Source organism: Streptococcus huangxiaojuni (genome assembly GCF_040930515.1).
GTDB classification, from domain to species: domain Bacteria; phylum Bacillota; class Bacilli; order Lactobacillales; family Streptococcaceae; genus Streptococcus; species Streptococcus huangxiaojuni.
The window spans coordinates 1-20,056 of sequence record NZ_JBFQEG010000028.1; the positions used below are offsets into that span (position 1 = coordinate 1).

Annotated in this window: 18 protein-coding genes and 1 pseudogene; 16 read left to right on the plus strand and 3 right to left on the minus strand. The window is 39.9% G+C overall.

What is annotated here, in order from left to right:
• From AB3329_RS10500 to AB3329_RS10520, 5 genes are all read left to right on the plus strand, one after another.
• Positions 1 to 583: hypothetical protein (locus AB3329_RS10500; RefSeq protein WP_368396055.1), on the plus strand; the 583-nt coding region annotated here is incomplete at its 5' end.
• Positions 584 to 586: 3 nt separating this feature from the next.
• On the plus strand, positions 587 to 1,399 hold the full coding sequence (locus tag AB3329_RS10505) for a hypothetical protein (RefSeq protein WP_368396056.1): 813 nt from the start codon (positions 587 to 589) through the stop codon (positions 1,397 to 1,399).
• A 102-nt stretch (positions 1,400 to 1,501) separates the two neighbouring features.
• On the plus strand, positions 1,502 to 2,308 hold the full coding sequence (locus AB3329_RS10510; protein ID WP_368396057.1) for a hypothetical protein: 807 nt from the start codon (positions 1,502 to 1,504) through the stop codon (positions 2,306 to 2,308).
• A 188-nt stretch (positions 2,309 to 2,496) separates the two neighbouring features.
• On the plus strand, positions 2,497 to 3,423 hold the full coding sequence (gene dapA / locus AB3329_RS10515; RefSeq protein WP_368396058.1) for a 4-hydroxy-tetrahydrodipicolinate synthase: 927 nt from the start codon (positions 2,497 to 2,499) through the stop codon (positions 3,421 to 3,423).
• A 358-nt stretch (positions 3,424 to 3,781) separates the two neighbouring features.
• Positions 3,782 to 4,120: an ATP cone domain-containing protein gene (locus tag AB3329_RS10520; protein WP_368396059.1), complete on the plus strand. Its 339-nt coding sequence runs from the start codon at positions 3,782 to 3,784 to the stop codon at positions 4,118 to 4,120.
• Positions 4,121 to 4,212: 92 nt separating this feature from the next.
• Here the strand turns inward: AB3329_RS10520 and AB3329_RS10525 are convergent, their stop codons facing one another.
• Positions 4,213 to 5,484: an aminotransferase-like domain-containing protein gene (locus tag AB3329_RS10525; protein WP_368396078.1), complete on the minus strand. Its 1,272-nt coding sequence runs from the start codon at positions 5,482 to 5,484 to the stop codon at positions 4,213 to 4,215.
• 369 nt (positions 5,485 to 5,853) lie between these two features.
• Between AB3329_RS10525 and ylqF the strand changes: the two genes are divergently transcribed.
• From ylqF to trmFO, 11 genes are all read left to right on the plus strand, one after another.
• Entirely contained in the window at positions 5,854 to 6,705 is an 852-nt protein-coding gene (ylqF, locus tag AB3329_RS10530) for a ribosome biogenesis GTPase YlqF (RefSeq protein ID WP_368396060.1), read from the plus strand.
• On the plus strand, positions 6,692 to 7,471 hold the full coding sequence (rnhB, locus tag AB3329_RS10535; protein WP_368396061.1) for a ribonuclease HII: 780 nt from the start codon (positions 6,692 to 6,694) through the stop codon (positions 7,469 to 7,471). The genes ylqF and rnhB overlap by 14 nt, the downstream gene beginning before the upstream one ends.
• Positions 7,468 to 8,454 (plus strand): YdcF family protein, encoded by a 987-nt coding sequence (locus AB3329_RS10540; protein ID WP_368396063.1) that lies wholly within the window; start codon positions 7,468 to 7,470, stop codon positions 8,452 to 8,454. The genes rnhB and AB3329_RS10540 overlap by 4 nt, the downstream gene beginning before the upstream one ends.
• 121 nt (positions 8,455 to 8,575) lie before the next feature.
• A complete protein-coding gene (locus tag AB3329_RS10545; protein WP_368396065.1) occupies positions 8,576 to 9,568 on the plus strand; it encodes an ROK family protein in 993 nt (330 codons plus the stop codon).
• 183 nt (positions 9,569 to 9,751) lie between these two features.
• Complete coding sequence (locus tag AB3329_RS10550; RefSeq protein ID WP_368396066.1) at positions 9,752 to 10,726, plus strand: ABC transporter permease; 975 nt, start codon at positions 9,752 to 9,754, stop codon at positions 10,724 to 10,726.
• The gene (locus AB3329_RS10555; RefSeq protein WP_368396067.1) at positions 10,723 to 11,694 is read left to right on the plus strand and encodes an iron chelate uptake ABC transporter family permease subunit; all 972 of its coding nucleotides are present in this window, start codon (positions 10,723 to 10,725) and stop codon (positions 11,692 to 11,694) included. Before AB3329_RS10550 ends, AB3329_RS10555 begins: the two co-directional genes overlap by 4 nt.
• Positions 11,691 to 12,458: an iron ABC transporter ATP-binding protein gene (locus AB3329_RS10560; RefSeq protein WP_368396068.1), complete on the plus strand. Its 768-nt coding sequence runs from the start codon at positions 11,691 to 11,693 to the stop codon at positions 12,456 to 12,458. Before AB3329_RS10555 ends, AB3329_RS10560 begins: the two co-directional genes overlap by 4 nt.
• A gap of 208 nt (positions 12,459 to 12,666) precedes the next feature.
• On the plus strand, positions 12,667 to 13,752 hold the full coding sequence (locus tag AB3329_RS10565) for a siderophore ABC transporter substrate-binding protein (protein WP_368396069.1): 1,086 nt from the start codon (positions 12,667 to 12,669) through the stop codon (positions 13,750 to 13,752).
• Positions 13,753 to 13,889: 137 nt separating this feature from the next.
• Positions 13,890 to 14,732, plus strand: coding sequence for a DNA-processing protein DprA (gene dprA / locus AB3329_RS10570; RefSeq protein ID WP_368396071.1), 843 nt, complete (start codon positions 13,890 to 13,892; stop codon positions 14,730 to 14,732).
• 92 nt (positions 14,733 to 14,824) lie between these two features.
• On the plus strand, positions 14,825 to 16,948 hold the full coding sequence (gene topA, locus AB3329_RS10575) for a type I DNA topoisomerase (RefSeq protein WP_368396073.1): 2,124 nt from the start codon (positions 14,825 to 14,827) through the stop codon (positions 16,946 to 16,948).
• Positions 16,949 to 17,068: 120 nt separating this feature from the next.
• Complete coding sequence (gene trmFO / locus AB3329_RS10580) at positions 17,069 to 18,400, plus strand: methylenetetrahydrofolate--tRNA-(uracil(54)-C(5))-methyltransferase (FADH(2)-oxidizing) TrmFO (RefSeq protein ID WP_368396075.1); 1,332 nt, start codon at positions 17,069 to 17,071, stop codon at positions 18,398 to 18,400.
• 494 nt (positions 18,401 to 18,894) lie between these two features.
• Here trmFO and AB3329_RS10585 read toward each other — a convergent pair whose 3' ends face one another.
• Together AB3329_RS10585 and AB3329_RS10590 are read right to left on the minus strand one after the other, a co-directional pair.
• Positions 18,895 to 19,419 carry a PASTA domain-containing protein gene (locus AB3329_RS10585; RefSeq protein WP_368396076.1) on the minus strand — a complete coding sequence of 175 codons (525 nt, stop codon included), beginning with the start codon at positions 19,417 to 19,419 and terminating at the stop codon, positions 18,895 to 18,897.
• 395 nt (positions 19,420 to 19,814) lie between these two features.
• A pseudogene (locus AB3329_RS10590) lies at positions 19,815 to 20,056 on the minus strand (IS110 family transposase); the annotation flags it as partial.

Genomic DNA, 20,056 nt, shown 5'->3' on the forward strand with positions numbered 1-20,056 from the left:
CCTTAAGACGTCTTCTAACGCTGTCAGCAGTAAGGGGCGTTATACGAGCAGTCAGTCGGTACCTGTTAAGGGTTCAGCACTAGATAAGGGACTTTTTAATGGGTCTTACCAGTATGCGTTTGATCAGAATGGGGTTTCTGGGTTATCGGCTGCTTTGTCAGGCGAGAACAGTCGGAGTGAGTTTGGAGTGAAGTATGTGAATGGGACATTGGCGGCTTATAGTCAGACTCAGTCGAGCGCTTCGGCTGCTTTATCGGATACGAGCAAGGGCGAGCTGTCAGTGGCCTATGAGCAGGGGCAGTATATACGGAAGTCCGGAGATAGTCCGCATATGACACAAGCTGCTTATTTGGTGGACGACATAAGAGGAGTGAACTGGGGGCAAGCGACTAGTGATGTTGCCCAAGGCACAGTCAACTTTGTAGCGGATAATGCTGTGGCGATAGGTGTAACAGTAGCTTCCATAGCAGCCATTGGCTTAGCAACAGTTTTCGGTGGAGCTGGAGCCGGTTTAGCTATTGCATCAGTCATATTTAGTGCAATAGCTGCTGACAAAGATTCAAAAAATGATATGGAGAAATAGCAGATGGTTAAGAAAATAAGAAGTTTAAAAATAGAAAATATTTTTAAATTGCTAGTAAAAACTCAATTAGTTTTGGCCATCTTTGGCTTACTACTGTATATTGTCGTGCTTAAAGGGGCATTTGACAATAATGCAATTTTAGTTTGGTCAACAGCATTGATTATGTTGGGAACCCTTGCCTTAGTTTATTTCTTAAGGCGTATTCTCAACCACATTCTTCAGGAACTGCTGGCTGAAGATTTAAACTTGCAGAAATACCAATCTTATTTTGAATATGCCTACCAAAAAGTTAGACGAGGGCTGAAAAAAGCTTACCGTCAGGAAGTCTATATGGCTGAAGCCCAGGTTCTTTACTTTACCGGTGCTTACGGAGAAGCTTTGGCCCGATTAGGGGAAATCAGTGTACAGTCCGCATTTAGACAGAGACGGCAGTTTTTCCGTCTCCATATTCTTTATTACTCTGCACTGAACTACTTACACAGCGGGGAGTTTGAAGCAGGGGAACAGACCATCGAGAAGCTGAGCAGTTTAAAGCTTGGGCGGAAACAGAGAGCACGTCAAAAACGTGAACTGGATGAATTACGGGCTGTTCAGTCGCTTTTCAAAGGTGAGCAGCCAGTTTATTTTGACAGCGTACAGCCCAAAACACATCTTGAACGTTTGTCAGTTACTTATTACAGAGGCATGAACGCCCGTCTGTCAGGCGATGAGGAGAAGGCTCATGAGCTTTTTTCTGCCATCGTCAATGAAAACCCTGACCTCTTTTATGTTCAGGAAGCCAAGAAGTATTTAAAGGAATTCTCGCATGACGGATAGAGAACTACTAGATGGTATTATTGTTGGCTTAGACGCTGCTCTAGCTCTTACAATCATAGGCGAAGACAATAAAGACAGCAAGCAAAAATAGGGGAAATAGATATGTTTGATAAACTTAGAAACAAAGTTCCCTCTATGGGTGATAAGCGAATTTATTATACCCCGCGAGTGATTTTACTTCTTATTTTATGCATTTATGTTCCGGTACTCATTGTGGTAGTCAGTCACTATATTAAACAAGGTTTCTTATTAAATTTTCAGCAATTTGCTTTGATATCATCCTGTTATTTTTTATTTTTCCTTCAGGATAAAGTCCATAATGCTGTTAATATGGGAGTCAGTGATATTCTTTACCATCATATTGATTTGAAAAGATATGATGCTTATTCTGATTTTCTTCTCCTTAAGAACTCTAGATTTTTCAACAATTCTGCAGTTATGAAAGGGATAGTTGAGTTTTACAAAGGAAATTTTAAAGAAGCGGAAGGGTACTTTTTCAAGGTAAATAAGGATAAATGGAAATTTACTGATAAAACTTTAGAACGATTAAATTATTATTTCTATTTGAGTTTAACAGAATTATATCTAGATAATGAAGAATTGTGCTTAGATTACAAGCAAAGACTTTTGAATGAAAAAATCAGACGTAAGCGTTTGGCAATCCTTTCTAAGAGCTATTCTGACTTAATAGCTGAAATTCTAAAAATAAGCCAAGGGGAAAGGAGTCTCTATTTTTCAGATAATGATTCTAAGCAGAACAGACTAATCGAAATAATGTTTACGTTTTATAAAGGTTTAAACGAACTCAATCAAGGCCATACGGATAGAGCAAAAGCTTTCTTCGATAAAATAGCCGACGAGAACCCCGACCTCTTTTATGTCCAAGAAGCCAAGAAGTATTTAAATTGAACACGCCCTGAGCTCTTAGCTTAGCAAAAAAAGAAGCGCAGTCATAGGAAGCGTGGATGACATGCGGTTGTGGCTGCTCTGTGAGGGCAGCCTTCCCTTGAGTCCTGAATCTTTGATGACTCGGCGGTCAGCTTTTATTTTGCTGTGAGCTTTATACGGGCTTTGTTTCTTGTTGAAAGGAGATGTTTATGTCTATTGCGGATTTTAAGGATGTCAAAATAATTACAGCACTTGTAACCCCTTTTAAGGAAGATGGGTCCATTAATTTTGAAGCACTGCCTAAGCTGATTGAACATTTGCTGGCACATCATACTGAAGGACTGCTGTTAGCCGGAACAACTGCTGAGAGTCCGACCCTGACACACGACGAAGAAATGGAATTGTTCGCCGCTGTTCAAAAAATTGTCGCAGGCCGAGTTCCGCTTATTGCAGGAGTCGGAACCAACGATACGAGAGATTCAGTTGATTTCGCCAAAGAAGTTGCAGAATTTGGCGGATTTGCTGCAGGGCTTGCCATTGTGCCTTATTATAATAAACCGACTCAAGAAGGACTGTATCAGCATTTTAAAGCGGTTGCGGAAGCCAGCGATTTGCCGATTATTATTTATAATATTCCGGGCCGTGTAGTTGTGGAATTGGCTCCCGAAACTTTACTTAAATTGGCTCAGCATCCAAATATTATTGGAGTTAAAGAGTGTACTAATCTTGACAGTATGGCTTACCTTATTGAAAATAAACCGGATGACTTTCTCATCTACACTGGAGAAGACGGAGAAGTCTTCCATGCTATGAATCTGGGGGCTGACGGTGTCATCAGTGTGGCATCTCACACTAACGGTGATGAATTGTATGAAATGATTCAAGCTATTGCGGACAGTGATATTAAAAAAGCTGCTCAGATTCAGCGACGTTTTCTGCCCAAAGTCAATGCGCTCTTTTCTGTAGCCAGCCCGGCACCGGTTAAGGCAGTACTGAATCATCAAGGATTTAATGTCGGACCTTTGCGGCTGCCACTGGTTGCCTGCACTTCTGAAGAAGCCAGCCGAATTGTGGATGTTGTCCTCGATCGGGCACCTAGACAGTATGTCACCGGTGTTTTACGGCCGGATTATTAGGAGACTGCTGCCATCTTGGGTAAAAAGAGACCTAGTGATTTTTTAGGGCATCTTAGCCTATTGCTCTTTTTAAAGACTTTTAGACAATCTTCCGTTTGGTTTTCGGATAAATTTCTTGACATTTTTTGAAAACATTTGCATAATAAACCTAAGCTGGAAACAGCGGAAAAGAGCAGCCAAAAAATAGTTAATTGCTATAGAAAAATTAACTTGACTGGATGTTAAGAATGAAGAGAAATCCTTTGCCTTTCGTGCAGCCTGAAAGCTCGAAAAAGAAAAGCAATCCTATGAAGTGCATGATGTAAACCGAATATGGACTGTTTTCTTTAAAGCCTTTATATCTTAGTAAGGAGTGAATATGCAGATTATCAAACGTGACGGGAAAATAGCGGAATTTGACCCGGATAAAATCTATCAAGCTATCATTAAAGCAGCTCAAACGGTTTATGCCATTGATGAAAAGTGGCGTCAAGATTTAGCTCAGGTTACTAAAAAAGTGGTTTTAGACTTAGAAGAAGCGCAAATAGAACGTCCGACTATTAATATGATTCAATCATTAGTTGAAAATCGTTTATTGGACGCCGGCTATATTTCTATTGCTGAACACTACATTTCTTACCGTTTGCAGCGTGACTTAGAGCGCAATGGCTATGGTGACCATATTGTTGTGCATTTGCGTTTTGAACAGGTAAAATAAAAACCTCTTATACACTATAAAAACTGGGAGAAGAAGGCTTTCTCCCAGTTTTTGTTTCTGGCCATCTCTTTGCTTGCTCGCAGTCAGTTGGTTTATATACTGCTGAACAGTTTTTTGAGATTATCACTTAATCGTTCATTAATGGCTAATTTTAAATAGTTGCTGTCTGAGTTTTCAAGATAATGCCCTCCTAAAAAATAGCAGTCTTTACTTTCTTTTAGCTGCTGCTGATTGATAATATCAGCTGTTGGTTTAAGAACTACAGACTGCGGAGCAATTCTGTAATCTGAATGACCTGAGAATGCTTTTAAATTTTCTTCAGCTTGCTGCATCTGTTTTTGAAAGACATTTTTTAAAAATCTGAGATTTTTAGCAAACATGCCGTTATCAAGGTATAAAGAAAGAGACTTTTGCATGACTAAGTTAGTATCATAATCAATTAATTTTTTGTAGTCCAAGAAGCGCTGCAGCAAGGGCTGAGGGAGAACTAAGCCGCCTAAGCGGAGAGCTGGGAAAAGAGAAGCAGAAAATGATTTGAGATAAATTACTTTATCAGCAGTATCATAATAATGAAGGGGTAGGTCCCCTGTATGGACAAAATCGCCTAAATAGTCGTCTTCAATGATGTAGACATCATACTGAGCAGCCAGTTTGACTAATCTTTCTTTTTCGTGTTTACTATAGCTCAGTCCCAAAGGATTCGAGTAGCGGGAAATGGTGTAGAAACACTTAATCTGACGGCTTTTAAAAAGATCTTCAAGTTTATCCCAATTAAGCCCTTTAAAATCACGTTCAATAGTTAGAAAAGGCAGATTTTGGCGGCGAATCAGTTCATTCATTCGATGATAGGTAGGCTGCTCCAGTAAAAAATAATTTTTATTGTTGGGAAAGACCAGCTGTGTTAAGATGTAAAGGGCTTGTTGAACGCCTGAGGTGACAATGATATTGTCAATCTTGCTGTAAACATCATTGTTCTCTAAATGATGCTGAAGTGATTCGAGGAGTTCGACTAACCCCTGTTGTTTTGGATAGGTGTTAAAAAGGTAATTCTCACGTCCGATTAGACTCTCGTTAATGCATCTGCGGAAATCTTCATAAGCTATATTATGATAACCGGATAAACTTAAGTCCAGCGACTTTTCCTTCTGCACTCTTCCTTCTAAAACATAATAACCGCTTTTTGCGACTGGATAAATCAAGTTATGATAGGTCAAATCCCAAAGCGCATGCTGAACGGTGTCTTTACTGCAGCGATAAGCTTGGCTGAGTGTGCGGATTGATGGGAGCCGCTCTCCTTTTTTGAGCTGGCCATTTTCAATTTTCCTTTTTATATCGCGATAGATTTGCTGATATTTTTTCATGATGCCTCTTGCTCCCGGATAGTTTATTCTACAACTATTGTAACCCAGCTAATTTTTTAAGGCAAGTTGAGATTAGTTTTTTTAAAAGTATTTCAATACTAAAAACCAAAATTCTATTTCCTTTTATTTAAAAGACAGCGAAACACCCTTTTATGGCGCGCTATTTCTTTAAAATATTTTAGTATTTAAAAACTATAAATCCTTTTTTACTTTTGTTCTAAATTTTCGACTGACATAACCTCAAAAAAAGATAGGCAGGCGGTATGCAGAAAAAGGCCAGTAAAATAAGACGAAACATGATATAATAAAGCATAATTGATTTTTATTGATACGCTATGAAAGTCCTATTGGTTGGAAAGGAAAGGTTGTCTTATGGCGACTATTCAATGGTTTCCCGGGCACATGTCAAAAGCCAGACGACAGGTGCAGGAAAATTTAAAATTTGTGGATTTTGTGACAGTCTTGGTTGATGCTCGGTTGCCCCTGTCCAGTCAAAATCCGATGTTGACAAAAATTATAGGAGATAAACCAAAACTTCTTATTTTGAATAAAGCTGACTTGGCAGACAGCAAGTCTACTAAAGAATGGTTGTCTTATTTTCAGACTCAAGGTATCCATGCTTTAGCTGTTAATTCTAAAGACCAATCGACGGCTCAAAAGATAACGGCAGCTGCTAAAAAACTTATGGCTGGTAAACTGGCTAAGCGGCGCGAACGCGGTCTTGAGAAGAGAAACATGCGAACCATGATTATCGGTATTCCTAATGTTGGGAAGTCAACATTAATGAATCGGCTGGCCGGAAAAAAAGTCGGAGCTGTCGGAAATAAACCTGGAGTAACAAAAGGAGAGCAGTGGCTGAGAACTCACAAGGATTTAGCTATCTTAGATACTCCCGGTATTCTTTGGCCAAAATTTGAAGATAGGACGACAGCGCTGAAGCTGGCTTTAACCGGAGCTATTAAGGATAGCTTGCTGCCGCTGGATGATGTCACAGTTTTTGGAATAAATTATTTTAAGACCTATTATCCGGACCGTCTGTTGACACGTTTTAAAAATCTTGATCTGGAAGCAGAAGCCCCGGAAATGATTATGACTCTGACTCAGCAGTTAGGCTTTAGGGAAGATTATGACCGTTTCTATGACCTTTTTATCAGAGAGGTACGCAAGGGCAAGTTAGGAACCTATACTTTAGATCGTATTGGAGATAGCGATGGCAACTATTAAAGAGGTTAAAGCCATGTTGGCAGATATCAGCAGCCTAACTGATCCGCTGTGGCAGGAGCTGTCACGCGATCATCGTTTGGGGGTTCAGAAAGCGATTAAGCAGCGTCAGAAAGCACTTCAATCAGAAGCAGCGGAAGAACTGCGGCTAGAAGGAATGCTCTCCTATGAAAAAGCACTTTATGCCCAAAATTATAAAGCTATTGCAGGTATTGATGAAGTAGGGCGCGGGCCTTTGGCTGGACCGCTTGTAGCCGCCTGTGTTATTCTGCCTGAAAATGAGAAAATTAAAGGACTCAATGACTCCAAGAAAATTCCCAAAAAAAAGCATGAATCCCTCTACCATCAAATAATGGCAAAAGCCTTAGCGGTTGGTGTTGGTATCATTGATAATAAGATGATTGATCAAATCAATATTTATGAGGCTACAAAACTGGGTATGCTGCAAGCTGTCAACAGTATGGAAGGGCGTATTAAAAAGCCGGATTATCTGTTGATCGATGCAATGACGCTAAGGACAGAAATTCCACAACAGTCTGTCATCAAAGGAGATGCGCATTCGCTCTCTATTGCAGCAGCTTCTGTTGTAGCTAAGGTGACACGCGATCGTATAATGACCGATTATGATACCCTTTATCCGGGCTATGGTTTTGCAGAAAATGCTGGCTACGGAACTAAGAGACATTTAGAAGGGCTGTACAAATATGGGGTGACTCCTATTCATCGAAAAAGCTTTGAGCCGGTGAAATCTTTGGTGGGGGAAATATGATTTATCTATTTCTATCTTGTTTTATCTTATTTATCGGTGTATCTGTTTGGGAACGGCGTACTATTTGGCTGGGAATTTTATTTTGTTTAATGCTGGCCAGTGCCTTTGCCTCTTTATTACCCTTTATTCAGTATCCAAGTCTCTGGTTTTATTTGATTTTTCTTCCGATTATTCTCTTACTGTCTGTTGGCCCTTTAGGCTTTGCCTTACTATGTCTTTATAAAAGTTTTCAATTATTGTATAAGGAAGGACGGCGCTGGTCTAACTTTTTATCCTTCGCTTTAGGTTTGGGTGGGCTGTTGATTATTTTTTCTTATTCCCATACAGAAACTGCTGACTATATCCAGCACAGGAGCTGGCTTTTAGCTGTTTATACGGCCTTTATGCTTTTAGTTTTTTACTTTACAGTACAGCTCATCTTTTTTACAACTGCCAGTGTGCTTAATTTTACATTTACTTTTGTTAAAAAAGCTGATTACGTGCTTGTTTTAGGTGCCGGACTGCTGGGAGATAGGGTTACACCTCTCTTGGCTTCTCGGATTGATAAGGGAATTAGTGTCTACCAAAAAAATCCTGGAAGCAAGTTGATTATGTCTGGCGGCCAAGGAAGTGATGAGTCTGTCAGCGAAGCGGAAGCTATGCGTAACTATGCTTTAAAGCAGGGGGTCCCCTCGCAGGATATTATAGTAGAAAAACAGTCCCGTAATACACGTGAGAATATGCGTTTCTCAAAAACACTGATTAAAGACGGTGCCCCTGTCGCCATAGTGACCAGTTACTATCATTTATTCAGAGCACTGACTTTGGCAAGGCAGGAAAAGCTTAAAAGTTTCGGATACGGAGCAAAAACAAGGTTTTATTTCACTCTTAATGCCTTTATAAGGGAATTCATCGGTTATCTTATGCAAACAAAGAAATGGCAGCTCCTAACTTTTTTAATTTTAGCCTGTTGTTATTGTATCTTTCGCTACTTATTTAACTGAGAACTAGCAGTGCAAAAGCAAGCTGTCCTATGGTTCTTTTAAACTTTTATATGTTAGGAAAGCGGCATTAATCTGGGGAAGCAGTGAAGGCTTTAGTCAAAAACTTAAGAAAGAGAAGGGCATGAAAAAATTTTTAACCATTGACATCGGAGGGAGCTTTATTAAACATGCTTTAATCGATGACAAAGAAGTGCTGACACAGTCCGGTGAAAGTCCGACTCCAAATACGATGGTAGATTTTCTGGCTGTTTTAGAAAAACTGATTGCTTCTTATCAAGAACAGATTTCTGGGGTTTGTATTGCCTGTCCCGGTCAGATTAATGCGAGGACAGGTTTTATCCATAAAGGCGGGCTTTTATCCTATCTGAAATCTTTTCCCCTGAAGCAGTTTTTGACAGATCAATTCAGTCTCCCAGTCAGTGTTATTAATGACGCAAATGCTGCGGGGCTTGCGGAAGCGCAACATGGAGAACTTGCTGACTGCCAATGCGGAGCTGTCCTTGTATTGGGGACAGGAGTTGGATTGGCCTTGCTTTCTCACGGTGATCTCTTGTCTGCTAAAAATTTTGATGCTGCTGATATTTTGATAAAAGAAGATAAAAAAGAGGAGGGCGGCTTCAAAGAGAAATTCAGCCCGGATACAATCAGCAGTTTATTTAATCTCCATTTAAAGGGATTAGAAAGTCTGTGGGATAATAAAGGATCAGCAGTTCAGTTTATCAAGGAGAGCAGTGCTTACCTCGGATTAGCTGACGAGGATGGACGGGCTGTTTTTCAGGCTTTGAACGACAATAAGGATGCAGAATTACACAAACGCTTTGAAGCTTACTGCCGTGAAATTGCCTACTTGATTCTTAATTTGCAAAGTATTTTCAGGCTGGAACTTGTAGCTATCGGAGGCGGTATCAGCAGTCAGCCTCTTTTAATTAAGGAAATTGACAGACAATACCGCATCCTTCTTTCTAAGGAACCGGCTTTATCCTTAGCAGCAGCCCTGCCTATTAAGGCTTGCCGCTATCATAATGAAGCTAATCTTATCGGAGCTTTCTGCCATTTCAAAAAGCAGAATACAAAAGAAAGAGGCTTCAAGTCTTTTCTTTTTGGGCCAGATTAACAGAGAGCTGTTAAAATAGTATTAAACAAAGTTTTATCCTTAAAATTTTGCTGCAGGAATTTCTGCCTGCAGCATTTTATTTTTAAAAATATTGTACAAATTTTCTGAATTTTATGTTATCATAAAGGGGTATCTGCCCGTTAGGGACGGATACAAAAAATAATCTATTTCAAAGGGGATAGTATGAAAAAACTATTAACTGTTCCAGTGCTGGGGACAATTCTAGTCATCCTTTCTCTTTGTTCAATATATATCGGTGTTAAATCCCTTTCTATTTCAGATGGCTGGGATTTAACAAAATCACAATTCAATATTCTTTTTTCAAGCCGTCTCCCTCGAACAATCAGTATCATTATTGCTGGTGCCGGTTTATCTGTTTGCGGACTGGTCATGCAGCGGCTGACTCGCAATAAATTTGTTTCGCCGACAACAGCAGGTACGATGGAGTGGGCGAAGTTAGGAGTTGTCGTGGCTCTCATCTCCTTTAACGCCGCTCCCTTGTTGCTCCAGCTTCTTATTGCCTCTGTACTGGCTGTATTTGGTTCGCTGCTGTTTGTTTGGCTTCTGCGTGCTGTTAGATTTAAGCATGAAATTTTTATCCCGCTGATTGGTCTGATGCTGGGTCAAATTGTCAATGGCCTGACTACTTTTTTAGGGGTGGAATTTCAGATAATGCAGTCTGTTAATAGCTGGCTGCAGGGAAATTTTGCGATTGTGACAAGCCACCGCTACGAGCTTCTTTTTTTAGTTCTTCCCTGTCTTTTTTTGATTTTCCGCTATGCCCACCATTTCACTCTTGTGGGACTTGGAGAGGAATTTGCTCAAAATTTAGGGCTTAGGGCTGAAGCTGTTACGCATTTGGGATTGGTTTTAGTCTCTGTCATAACAGCGGTCGTTGTAACGGTTGCAGGCACCCTGCCTTTTTTAGGCTTGCTTGTTCCCAATCTTATCAGCCTTACCAAAGGGGATAATCTGCCGCATATTTTACCTTTAACAGCTTTGCTTGGTGCTGTTTTAGTTATGGTATGTGATATTTTAGGCAGGCTTATTATTTACCCCTATGAGATTTCAATCGGACTGATTATGGGAGTATTTGGCAGTGCCTCATTTCTTCTCATGCTTTTTTATATCAGCAGCAGTGAAAGGCACAGACTATGAGTGCAAAAAGTAAAAAACGGCTTCTTGTACTTTCTGGATGCAGTCTTATAGTGATTTTTATCTTTATGACAGACGGTATCCGGCTGGATGGCAATACTTTTTTGCTGCAGTATCTTATAAAAACACGCTACCAAAAGCTTTTGGCTCTTTTACTGACTGCTTTTTGCATTGCTGTTTCAACCTTAATTTTTCAAACGATTACTGATAATCGGATTCTGACGCCAAGCATTATGGGACTGGATAATCTTTATGTTTTGATACAGACAGTGCTTCTTTATGGATTAGGCAGTCAAAAAATGATGAGACTTCCTGCTTGGGGAAATTATTGTTTTTCTCTGGTTGCGATGCTGGTCTTTTCTTATTTGCTGTTTAGACTTTTATTCCGATATCAGCGGTATTCACTGTATTTTATGCTGTTAACGGGAACTATTCTCAATACACTTTTCGCCTCCATGTCCTCTTTTTTGCAGATGATTATTGATCCTAATGACTACTTGATTCTGCAGTCCAGCCTTTTTGCAAGTTTTAATGCCATTAACACAGATGTTTTGTTTTTATCGGGACTTGCTGTTTTTCTTGCTTTTTTGATTCATTATCCTGATTTTAAGTATTTGGATGTTTTATGGCTTGGCAAAGAAAAGGCTGTTAATCTGGGACTTCCTTACAATCGGATTCTTGTCCGTTTCTTTCTTTTGGTCAGTTTGCTTGTTTCGGTATCCACTTCATTAGTAGGCCCCATCACTTTTCTGGGATTATTGCTTGCCAATCTGGCTTATCAGCTCTTTAAGACCTATAAGCACAGCCTGCTTTTACCGGGAGCTGTTCTGCTGGGAATTATTGCTTTAGTTGGCGGTCAATACTTGGTAGAGAGTATTTTTGCTTTGAATGTGCAGCTGACTGTTGTGCTGAATTTACTTGGCGGATCTTACTTTATCATCATCTTATTAAAGGAAGGAGGGCACCTATGATAAAGATTGAGAATATCAGTAAATATTACCGAAACCGACCTGTAATTGAGAACCTGTCCTCCACTGTAGAAAAAGGTAAGATGACGGCCATTATCGGTCCGAACGGTGCAGGGAAAAGTACGCTTCTCTCACTTATCAGCAGACTGACTGACAGCAATCAAGGCTTCATTACAGTAGACGGCCAAAATATCTCTGATTTTTCTTCTTTTGATTTTGCTAAAAAAGTCGCTGTTTTAAAACAAAGCAATACTTTGAATTTGAAAATCAATGTAGAAGATTTGGTGTCTTTTGGCCGTTTTCCCTACAGTAAAGGCAGGCTGACTTCTGAGGATAAGCAGGCTGTTGAAAAGATCTTAAATTTTACGGAACTGTCGGATTTAAAAAAAGCTTACTTAGACCAGCTTAGCGGAGGACAGGCACAAAAAGTTTTTATTGCTATGACTATGGTACAGGATACTGACTATCTGTTGCTCGATGAGCCGCTTAATAATTTAGATATGCGCCATGCTGTTCAAATTATGCAGCTTTTGAGACGATATATTGAAGACTACAAAAAAACGATTGTTATTGTGATTCATGATATTAATTTTGCTTCATGTTATGCTGATAATATTATCGGCATGAAACAAGGAAAAATACTTGCCCAAGGCAGTGTAGAGGAGGTTTTTAAAAAAGAAATACTAACGGCTTTATACGATATGCCTATTCCTATCCAAACCTATCAGGGCGATCGTATCAGTCTTTATTATAAAGCACCACTCTAAAAACTCTTCAACCAGCACAGATTATTTTGAGTTTTAAAACTGCTTAGGGAGATGTTAAATAAGATGAACACGCCCTAAAATCCCAGTGAAAAGCGCGCGAGATTCAGTACTGGCTACTGTTTAAAATGCAGTAGATGAAAAAAACTTTACCGCCAATTTCATATGGTTTTTTTGGCGGGCTTTCTATCTTGATGGAAGGAGTTTTATAATGAAATTAACTAAACCTTTATTATTAACCGGCTTAGTGCTGGCGGTTACTTTTTTAGCTTTATCAACTGTGTCTGCCGCAGATAAGACTGTAAAAATTAAGAATGATTATACGATATCATCTAACAGTGGCGGCAACCGCGGCAATCGCAGTCAAAACTCAGATTCAAACGGAAATAATAGCTCTGAACAAGGAGAGGAAAGTTCTGAAGAAAAGAAAGTTTCAGAAACAGTTGAAGTTCCTGTTAACCCCAAAAAGGTTTTGGTCTTTGATATGGGGGCCCTAGACACTATTACAGCTCTTGGCAAAGAAGATAGTGTTGCTGGTCTTCCTAAATCGCAAAACGCTACAGATAAACTTAGTGACGATATGCAAGAAATCTATAATGATGATAAGTATCAGGATGTTGGGACCTTGTTTGAGCCTAATTTTGAAACGATTGCCAGTATTCAGCCGGATGTTATCTTTCTGGGAGCTCGTATGGCAAATTCCGATAACATTGAAAAATTAAAAGAAGCGGCGCCTGATGCTGTGCTTGTTTATGCATCAACTGATTCTGAAAAGGACTTTTCCGAATCGGTTGAAGAGCGCGTCACTATGTTTGGAAAAATTTACAATCAAGCAAAAAAAGCTAAAAATTATAATAAGAAGATTACTAAGGCGATGAAAAAACTGAAGAAGTCCGTTAAAGACAAAGATGCGTCTTCAGCCCTTTTTGTTATGGCCAACAGCGGTGAATTACTGTCTCAGTCTCCTTCCGGCCGCTTTGGCTGGCTCTTTTCTGAAGCAGGTTTTACTGCAGTGAACAGCGAAGAAGAAGCCAGCACCCATGGTTCACAAATATCTTATGAATACCTGTCTGAAAAAAATCCTTATTACCTTTTTGTCCTTGATCGTGGTGACGCTATCGGTCAGGGGGCTTCGGCTGATGAACTTTTGGCTAATGACGTCCTGCAAGATGCTGATGCTATCAAAAATAATCGTGTCCTTCAGGTGAACGCTCAGGACTGGTATATTAATTCAGGCGGTGTTCGGGTAACCCTGCGCATGATTAAAGAAGTGCAGGATTTTATTGACAACCATTGATTTTTAACAATGGCAGCAAAAACAACAGTTTTATGATTGACGTAAAAGATTTAGATTTTTAAACCTAACTAAAAAATCTAAATCTTTTTTTGTGTTAGGAATTTCTTTTTTTGCGAATAATAGAAGTGAGGTGTTTTATGAATAATTTTGAACTTTTTAAACTGAAACAAGCAGGACTCAGCAATCTTAACATTATTAATATTTTGACTTATCAGGAGCAAAAGCAGAAATCGTTGTCCTTACGTGATATGGCTGTAGTATCTCAGTGTAAAAATCCCCTTTCATTTATTGAGGCTTACAAAAATTTGAACAGTAAGGAAATGCGGCCTATATTTAATCGTTTCCCGTCAGTTTCAATATTAGATAAAGCCTATCCTTTAGAATTGAAATCCATGTATAATCCGCCGGTTTTGCTTTATTATTCTGGAAACCTGGATTTGCTGACTAGGCCTAAATTAGCAGTAGTTGGAGGTCGTTTAGCGTCTGATATCGGTACAAAGTCTATTCAAAAAATTATCAAGGAGCTTAATAATCATTTTGTTATCATCAGCGGTTTAGCGCGTGGTATTGATACAAGTGCACATCTGGCCTGCTTAAAAAACGGGGGCAGCACAATTGCTGTTATCGGAACAGGATTAGATGTCTCATATCCCAAAGAAAATTCGCAGCTTCAGCAGTACATCAGCAAAAATCATTTAGTTTTAACAGAGTATGCTCCCGGCTCTCCTCCATTAAGATTTCACTTCCCTGAGAGAAATCGGATCATTGCCGGTTTAGCACAAGGGGTTATCGTAGCAGAAGCCAAAAGACGATCTGGCAGCCTGATTACTTGTGAAAGAGCGTTAGAAGAGGGGAGAGACGTCTTTGCTGTTCCCGGCAATATTTTAGATGGAAAAGCAGATGGCTGTCTTCATTTAATTCAAGAAGGTGCAAAATGCATCACAAGTGGGTTTGATGTTATTTCCGAATACCAATTATAAATGACTTTTTCCTATAGAGAAAAGTTTTTTATTGACAGTTATTAAAAAATGGGATATTATGCTATAAGTTTATCTAGTTAGAAAGTGATCTTATGGCAACAGTACAAGCAAAAACAAATAAAAAAACAGCCTCTAAAAAGAAGCGGAAAGTTGCTTCAAAAAATTTAGTCATTGTGGAATCCCCTGCTAAGGCTAAGACTATTGAGAAGTATCTCGGGCGCAACTACAAGGTAGTGGCTTCTGTCGGACATATTCGCGATTTGAAAAAATCAAGCATGTCTATTGACTTTGAGAATAACTATGAGCCTCAGTATATCAATATCCGCGGTAAAGGAGAACTTATCAATTCCCTAAAAAAAGAGGCTAAAAATGCTAAGCAAGTCTTTTTAGCCAGTGACCCGGATCGAGAAGGCGAGGCTATATCCTGGCATTTGGCTTATATTTTAGATTTGGATGCTAATGATAAGAACCGTGTGGTTTTTAATGAGATTACTAAGGATGCCGTTAAAAACGCTTTTGTTGAGCCTCGAAAAATCGATATGAATCTAGTGGATTCACAGCAAGCACGCCGGGTTCTTGACCGAATTGTGGGCTATTCTATTTCACCTCTTTTGTGGAAAAAAGTGAAAAAAGGCCTGTCAGCAGGACGGGTACAATCCGTAGCCTTAAAACTTATTATTGATCGCGAAAATGAAATTAAAGCTTTCAAACCAGAGGAGTACTGGACGATTGACGGTGCTTTTAAAAAAGGAACGCGTAAATTTCAGGCATCTTTTCATAGTTTGGACGGCAAGAAGACTAAACTTTACAACAATGAGCAGGTCAAAGAAGTTTTGGCCCGCATCAAGGGCAATGACTTCCAAGTTGATAAAGTAGAGAAAAAAGAACGCCGCAGACGAGCTCCCCTTCCTTATACAACATCTTCACTGCAGCAGGATGCTGCCAATAAAATTAATTTCCGCACACGCAAAACTATGATGGTTGCCCAGCAGTTATATGAAGGCCTCAGCATCGGTTCAGGCGGACAGCAGGGGCTGATAACTTACATGCGTACAGATTCAACCCGCATCAGCCCTGTTGCCCAAAACGATGCGGCTCAATTTATCAGAAACCGTTTTGGTGAAAACTATTCTAAGCATGGAAATCGGGTGGAAAATGCCACCAGTGCTCAAGATGCCCATGAGGCGATCAGACCGTCTAATGTTAATCATACACCAGAGGCGATTGCTAAATATCTTGATAAAGACCAGCTTAAACTTTATACTTTAATTTGGAACCGTTTTGTTGCCAGTCAGATGGCAGGAGCAGTTTTTGACACTATGAAAGTTAACCTTTCACAAAATGGTGTAACTTTTGTTGCTAACGGCAGCCAAGTGAAGTTTGATGGCTATCTGGCTGTTTATAATGACTCTGACAAGAATAAAATGCTTCCTGATATGGCAGAAGGCGATCTTGTCAAAAAAGTCACGACTCAGCCTGAGCAGCATTTCACTCAGCCGCCTGCCCGCTATTCGGAAGCCAGCCTGATTAAAACACTGGAAGAAAATGGTGTCGGCCGTCCTTCTACCTATGCTCCGACCTTGGAAACCATTCAAAAACGTTATTATGTCAAGCTATCTGCCAAACGCTTTGAGCCAACTGAATTGGGAGAAATCGTCAACCGCCTGATTGTTGAATTTTTCCCTGATATTGTTGATGTCAAGTTTACTGCTGAAATGGAAGATAAGCTGGATCAGGTCGAGATTGGCAAGGAACAGTGGCAAAAGGTCATTGATGATTTTTATAAGCCTTTTGAAAAAGAATTAGAAGAAGCAGAAGAAGGCATTGAAAAAATTCAGATTAAAGATGAACCTGCCGGTTTTGATTGTGACGTTTGCGGGCATCCGATGGTCATTAAGCTGGGCCGTTACGGGAAATTTTATGCTTGCAGCAATTTTCCCGAATGCCGCAATACAAAAGCGATTACTAAGGAAATCGGTGTCACCTGTCCGCTTTGCGGCCAAGGGCAGGTTATTGAGCGAAAAACAAAACGAAACCGTATTTTTTACGGCTGCGACCGCTACCCAGCCTGTGACTTTACTTCCTGGGACCGGCCGATTAACAGGAAATGTCCGAAATCCGGTGATTTTTTGGTAGAGAAAAAAATTCGGGGCAGCGGGAAGCAAGTTGTCTGCAGCAATGAAAACTGCGATTATAAAGAAGAAAAGATTAAGTAGGTTCAGTTTATTTTTCTTAGAGCCACCGGCTTATTACAGTAATTAGGTATAATGGCTGTAACATATAAAATAAAGAAAGTTTAGGCAGACCGGCTTAAAATAATTTAGAGGTGTCTATCTTTGTCTCAAAAATATATTAATGTTATCGGTGCAGGTTTAGCGGGGAGCGAGGCTGCCTATCAAATTGCTAAGCGAGGTATTCCTGTTAAACTTTATGAAATGCGGGGCACTAAGCCAACACCCCAGCACAAAACAGACTATTTTGCTGAATTGGTTTGTTCAAATTCTTTTCGCGGGGACAGTCTGACCAATGCTGTTGGCCTTCTTAAAGAGGAAATGCGTCGTTTGGACTCTCTGATTATGCGTGTAGGAGAAGAACACCGTCTTCCGGCAGGCGGGGCTATGGCTGTTGACCGCGATGGCTATGCAGAGGCTGTAACAGCTGAAATCGAGAATAATCCTTTGATTGAAGTTATTCGTGAAGAAGTGGCTAAAATTCCCGAAGATGCGGTCACAATTATTGCGACAGGACCGCTGACCAGTGATTTGCTGGCTGAAAAAATTCATGCCCTTAATGGTGGAGAAGGTTTTTATTTTTACGATGCTGCCGCTCCTATTGTTGATAAAAGTTCCATCAACATGGATACAGTTTATTTGAAATCACGTTACGATAAAGGAGAAGCGGCTTATCTTAACTGTCCTATGACCAAAGAAGAATTTCTGCTTTTCTATGATGCTTTGATTCATGCAGAAGCAGCACCGCTTAACGTTTTTGAGAAAGAAAAATATTTTGAAGGTTGTATGCCTATTGAGGTCATGGCCAAACGCGGCATAAAGACCATGCTTTACGGGCCGATGAAACCTGTTGGCCTCGAATATCCTGAAGACTATAAAGGGGTCCGTGATGGCCAGTTCAAAACACCCTATGCAGTTGTACAACTCCGTCAGGATAACGCTGCCGGCAGTCTTTATAACATCGTAGGCTTCCAGACTCACCTTAAATGGGGAGAACAAAAGCGTATTTTCCGTATGATTCCCGGTCTTGAGAATGCAGAATTTGTTCGTTACGGAGTGATGCACCGCAATTCATATATGGATTCGCCCAACCTACTCAGTCCAACCTTTGCGACACGTAACAATCCTTATCTGTTCTTTGCCGGTCAAATGACAGGAGTAGAGGGGTATGTAGAGTCGGCTGCTTCCGGCTTGGTTGCAGGCATTAATGCTGTTCGTACTTTTTTGCAAGAGGAGCCGGTTGTTTTCCCGCAGACAACAGCTATAGGTGCACTTCCGCATTATATTACACACACGGACAGCAAACATTTTCAGCCGATGAATATTAATTTTGGCATTATCAAAGAGCTTGATGGTCCTCGGATTCGTGACAAAAAAGAGCGCTATGAGAAAATTGCCGAACGCGCCCTAAACGATTTGCAGCCTTTTTTAGATTGATAACTAAACCAACCCGCACTTAAACTTTCACATTTTAAAAGTTACAAAACTTGCCAGAAAAGACCGACATGATGCGTTTATCCATGAGAAATTTAGCAATGACTGATGGTCTATCTTGCTGTTTCCGCCGCATTTGCTTATTAATTTTAAGAAAGAGGTGTTGTAGCATGAACAAAAATATAGAATTTTATTTGGCGCTATCTTCCTGATTGGGGCGTTCGTAATGCTCTACCATCAAGAATTTTTGTACTCTGGCATTTTAGCTTTAGCTGGCAGTATTTATATTTATCGAGGAGTTCATCAATGATTAAAACATTGATCAACAACTAACTAAAAAATACAGCACGGATATTGGCGTTTAGCTAACAGAAAGCTTTTCTTAAAAAGGTTAGAGGTTAAGCGTAATGAAACCATTTCCTGATTACAAGGGAGCAAAATTAAGGAACTAAAAAAGCACAAAGCCTGTAAAAGAAGGTTTGTGCTTTTTTAATCAATCATTGCCGTTTACCTGTGCTTTTGGGCGTAACATCTTTGGGATGTTTTGTTTTTTTCGGAAAAATTTTTTTACCGCGCTTAAGCGGGTTTGAGAGGGTCCGGCCGAATCTTTGAACCTTTGATTTTTGCTCATTCAAAAGGATGATATTGGCATTAAGAGACGCTTGATCGAGATAATACAGTTTAATCAACGATCCAAGTTTGGCTTTCTTCTTTTTAGGATACATACTGACGACTTGGTTGGGAAGGAATTTGGCATACTTTATCTGCGGTGTTGCCGGAATCATACTGACAGTAAATCCCTGATTTTCCAAATGTTTTTTTGCTTCCTCTACATTTAAATGCAGCACATTGTCTATTTCTTTGTAAGCTTCCTGCCGCTCATGGTGCCTGTCCAATTCTTTCTCAATAATCGGTCTGGTGTTGTCCACGGCTCTGTTGATAATTTCCGTTGTATCCGGCAGAATAGAAATAATTTTGCCGGCCCTGTTAAGTTTTTTAATCCAATTTTTCCTCTTTGCCATCTTCACTCCCCTGAAAGCAATCTTTCTTACATTATAACAAAAAGCCGGAGAAAAGACGGGATTAAACCTTACATTTTTGTAAGATTAGCAGGCCCGATGTGTAAGATTTGAAGTTCTTTTTTTCGGTACAATAAGATTATAAAAAACAGAAAGCCTAAAAGTTATAGTTGCTCTGCTAAACTTAAAGGTTTCATGTTTTTATCCGCATTTATCTTAGACGGTCAAACACGACCTAAAAAACTGTGAGACGGTCTTGCATTTTTAAAAGTCTAGTGGTAAAAAGTCAAGATAAAGTTGTCAAAACTTTAGTTAACTTTCAGTAAACTAGGGTGCACTAAAAACACCTAGCGAAAAATGACATTTTTCACTAGCTTGACCAAGGACATGTGCAGATACTAGCTATCTTGCATAGGCCTCCTTGGTGGCGTATAGAGTTGGCGGTTGCGTAGTAGCGCATCCACCAGACGCACAAATTTTCTAGCGGTTAAGACGATGGCTCGTTTGTGTTGGTGTTTAGGAACTTCTTGATACTTCTTCTTGTAAAAGGCTTTGTATTCGTCATCATAGCGCCTCACCGAGTTGGCGGCTTCAACTAAGTAATAACGGAGATAGCGATTGCCTCGTTTGACAAGGTCAG

Coding starts and splice junctions, on each gene's coding strand:
- AB3329_RS10545 (WP_368396065.1), top strand. CDS start 8,576: ATGAAAAAATTTTTAACCATTGACATCGGAGGGAGCTTTATTAAACAT.
- dprA (WP_368396071.1), top strand. CDS start 13,890: ATGAATAATTTTGAACTTTTTAAACTGAAACAAGCAGGACTCAGCAAT.
- dapA (WP_368396058.1), top strand. CDS start 2,497: ATGTCTATTGCGGATTTTAAGGATGTCAAAATAATTACAGCACTTGTA.
- topA (WP_368396073.1), top strand. CDS start 14,825: ATGGCAACAGTACAAGCAAAAACAAATAAAAAAACAGCCTCTAAAAAG.
- AB3329_RS10520 (WP_368396059.1), top strand. CDS start 3,782: ATGCAGATTATCAAACGTGACGGGAAAATAGCGGAATTTGACCCGGAT.
- AB3329_RS10540 (WP_368396063.1), top strand. CDS start 7,468: ATGATTTATCTATTTCTATCTTGTTTTATCTTATTTATCGGTGTATCT.
- AB3329_RS10560 (WP_368396068.1), top strand. CDS start 11,691: ATGATAAAGATTGAGAATATCAGTAAATATTACCGAAACCGACCTGTA.
- AB3329_RS10550 (WP_368396066.1), top strand. CDS start 9,752: ATGAAAAAACTATTAACTGTTCCAGTGCTGGGGACAATTCTAGTCATC.
- AB3329_RS10585 (WP_368396076.1), bottom strand. CDS start 19,419: ATGGCAAAGAGGAAAAATTGGATTAAAAAACTTAACAGGGCCGGCAAA.
- ylqF (WP_368396060.1), top strand. CDS start 5,854: ATGGCGACTATTCAATGGTTTCCCGGGCACATGTCAAAAGCCAGACGA.
- AB3329_RS10505 (WP_368396056.1), top strand. CDS start 587: ATGGTTAAGAAAATAAGAAGTTTAAAAATAGAAAATATTTTTAAATTG.
- rnhB (WP_368396061.1), top strand. CDS start 6,692: ATGGCAACTATTAAAGAGGTTAAAGCCATGTTGGCAGATATCAGCAGC.
- AB3329_RS10510 (WP_368396057.1), top strand. CDS start 1,502: ATGTTTGATAAACTTAGAAACAAAGTTCCCTCTATGGGTGATAAGCGA.
- AB3329_RS10565 (WP_368396069.1), top strand. CDS start 12,667: ATGAAATTAACTAAACCTTTATTATTAACCGGCTTAGTGCTGGCGGTT.
- AB3329_RS10555 (WP_368396067.1), top strand. CDS start 10,723: ATGAGTGCAAAAAGTAAAAAACGGCTTCTTGTACTTTCTGGATGCAGT.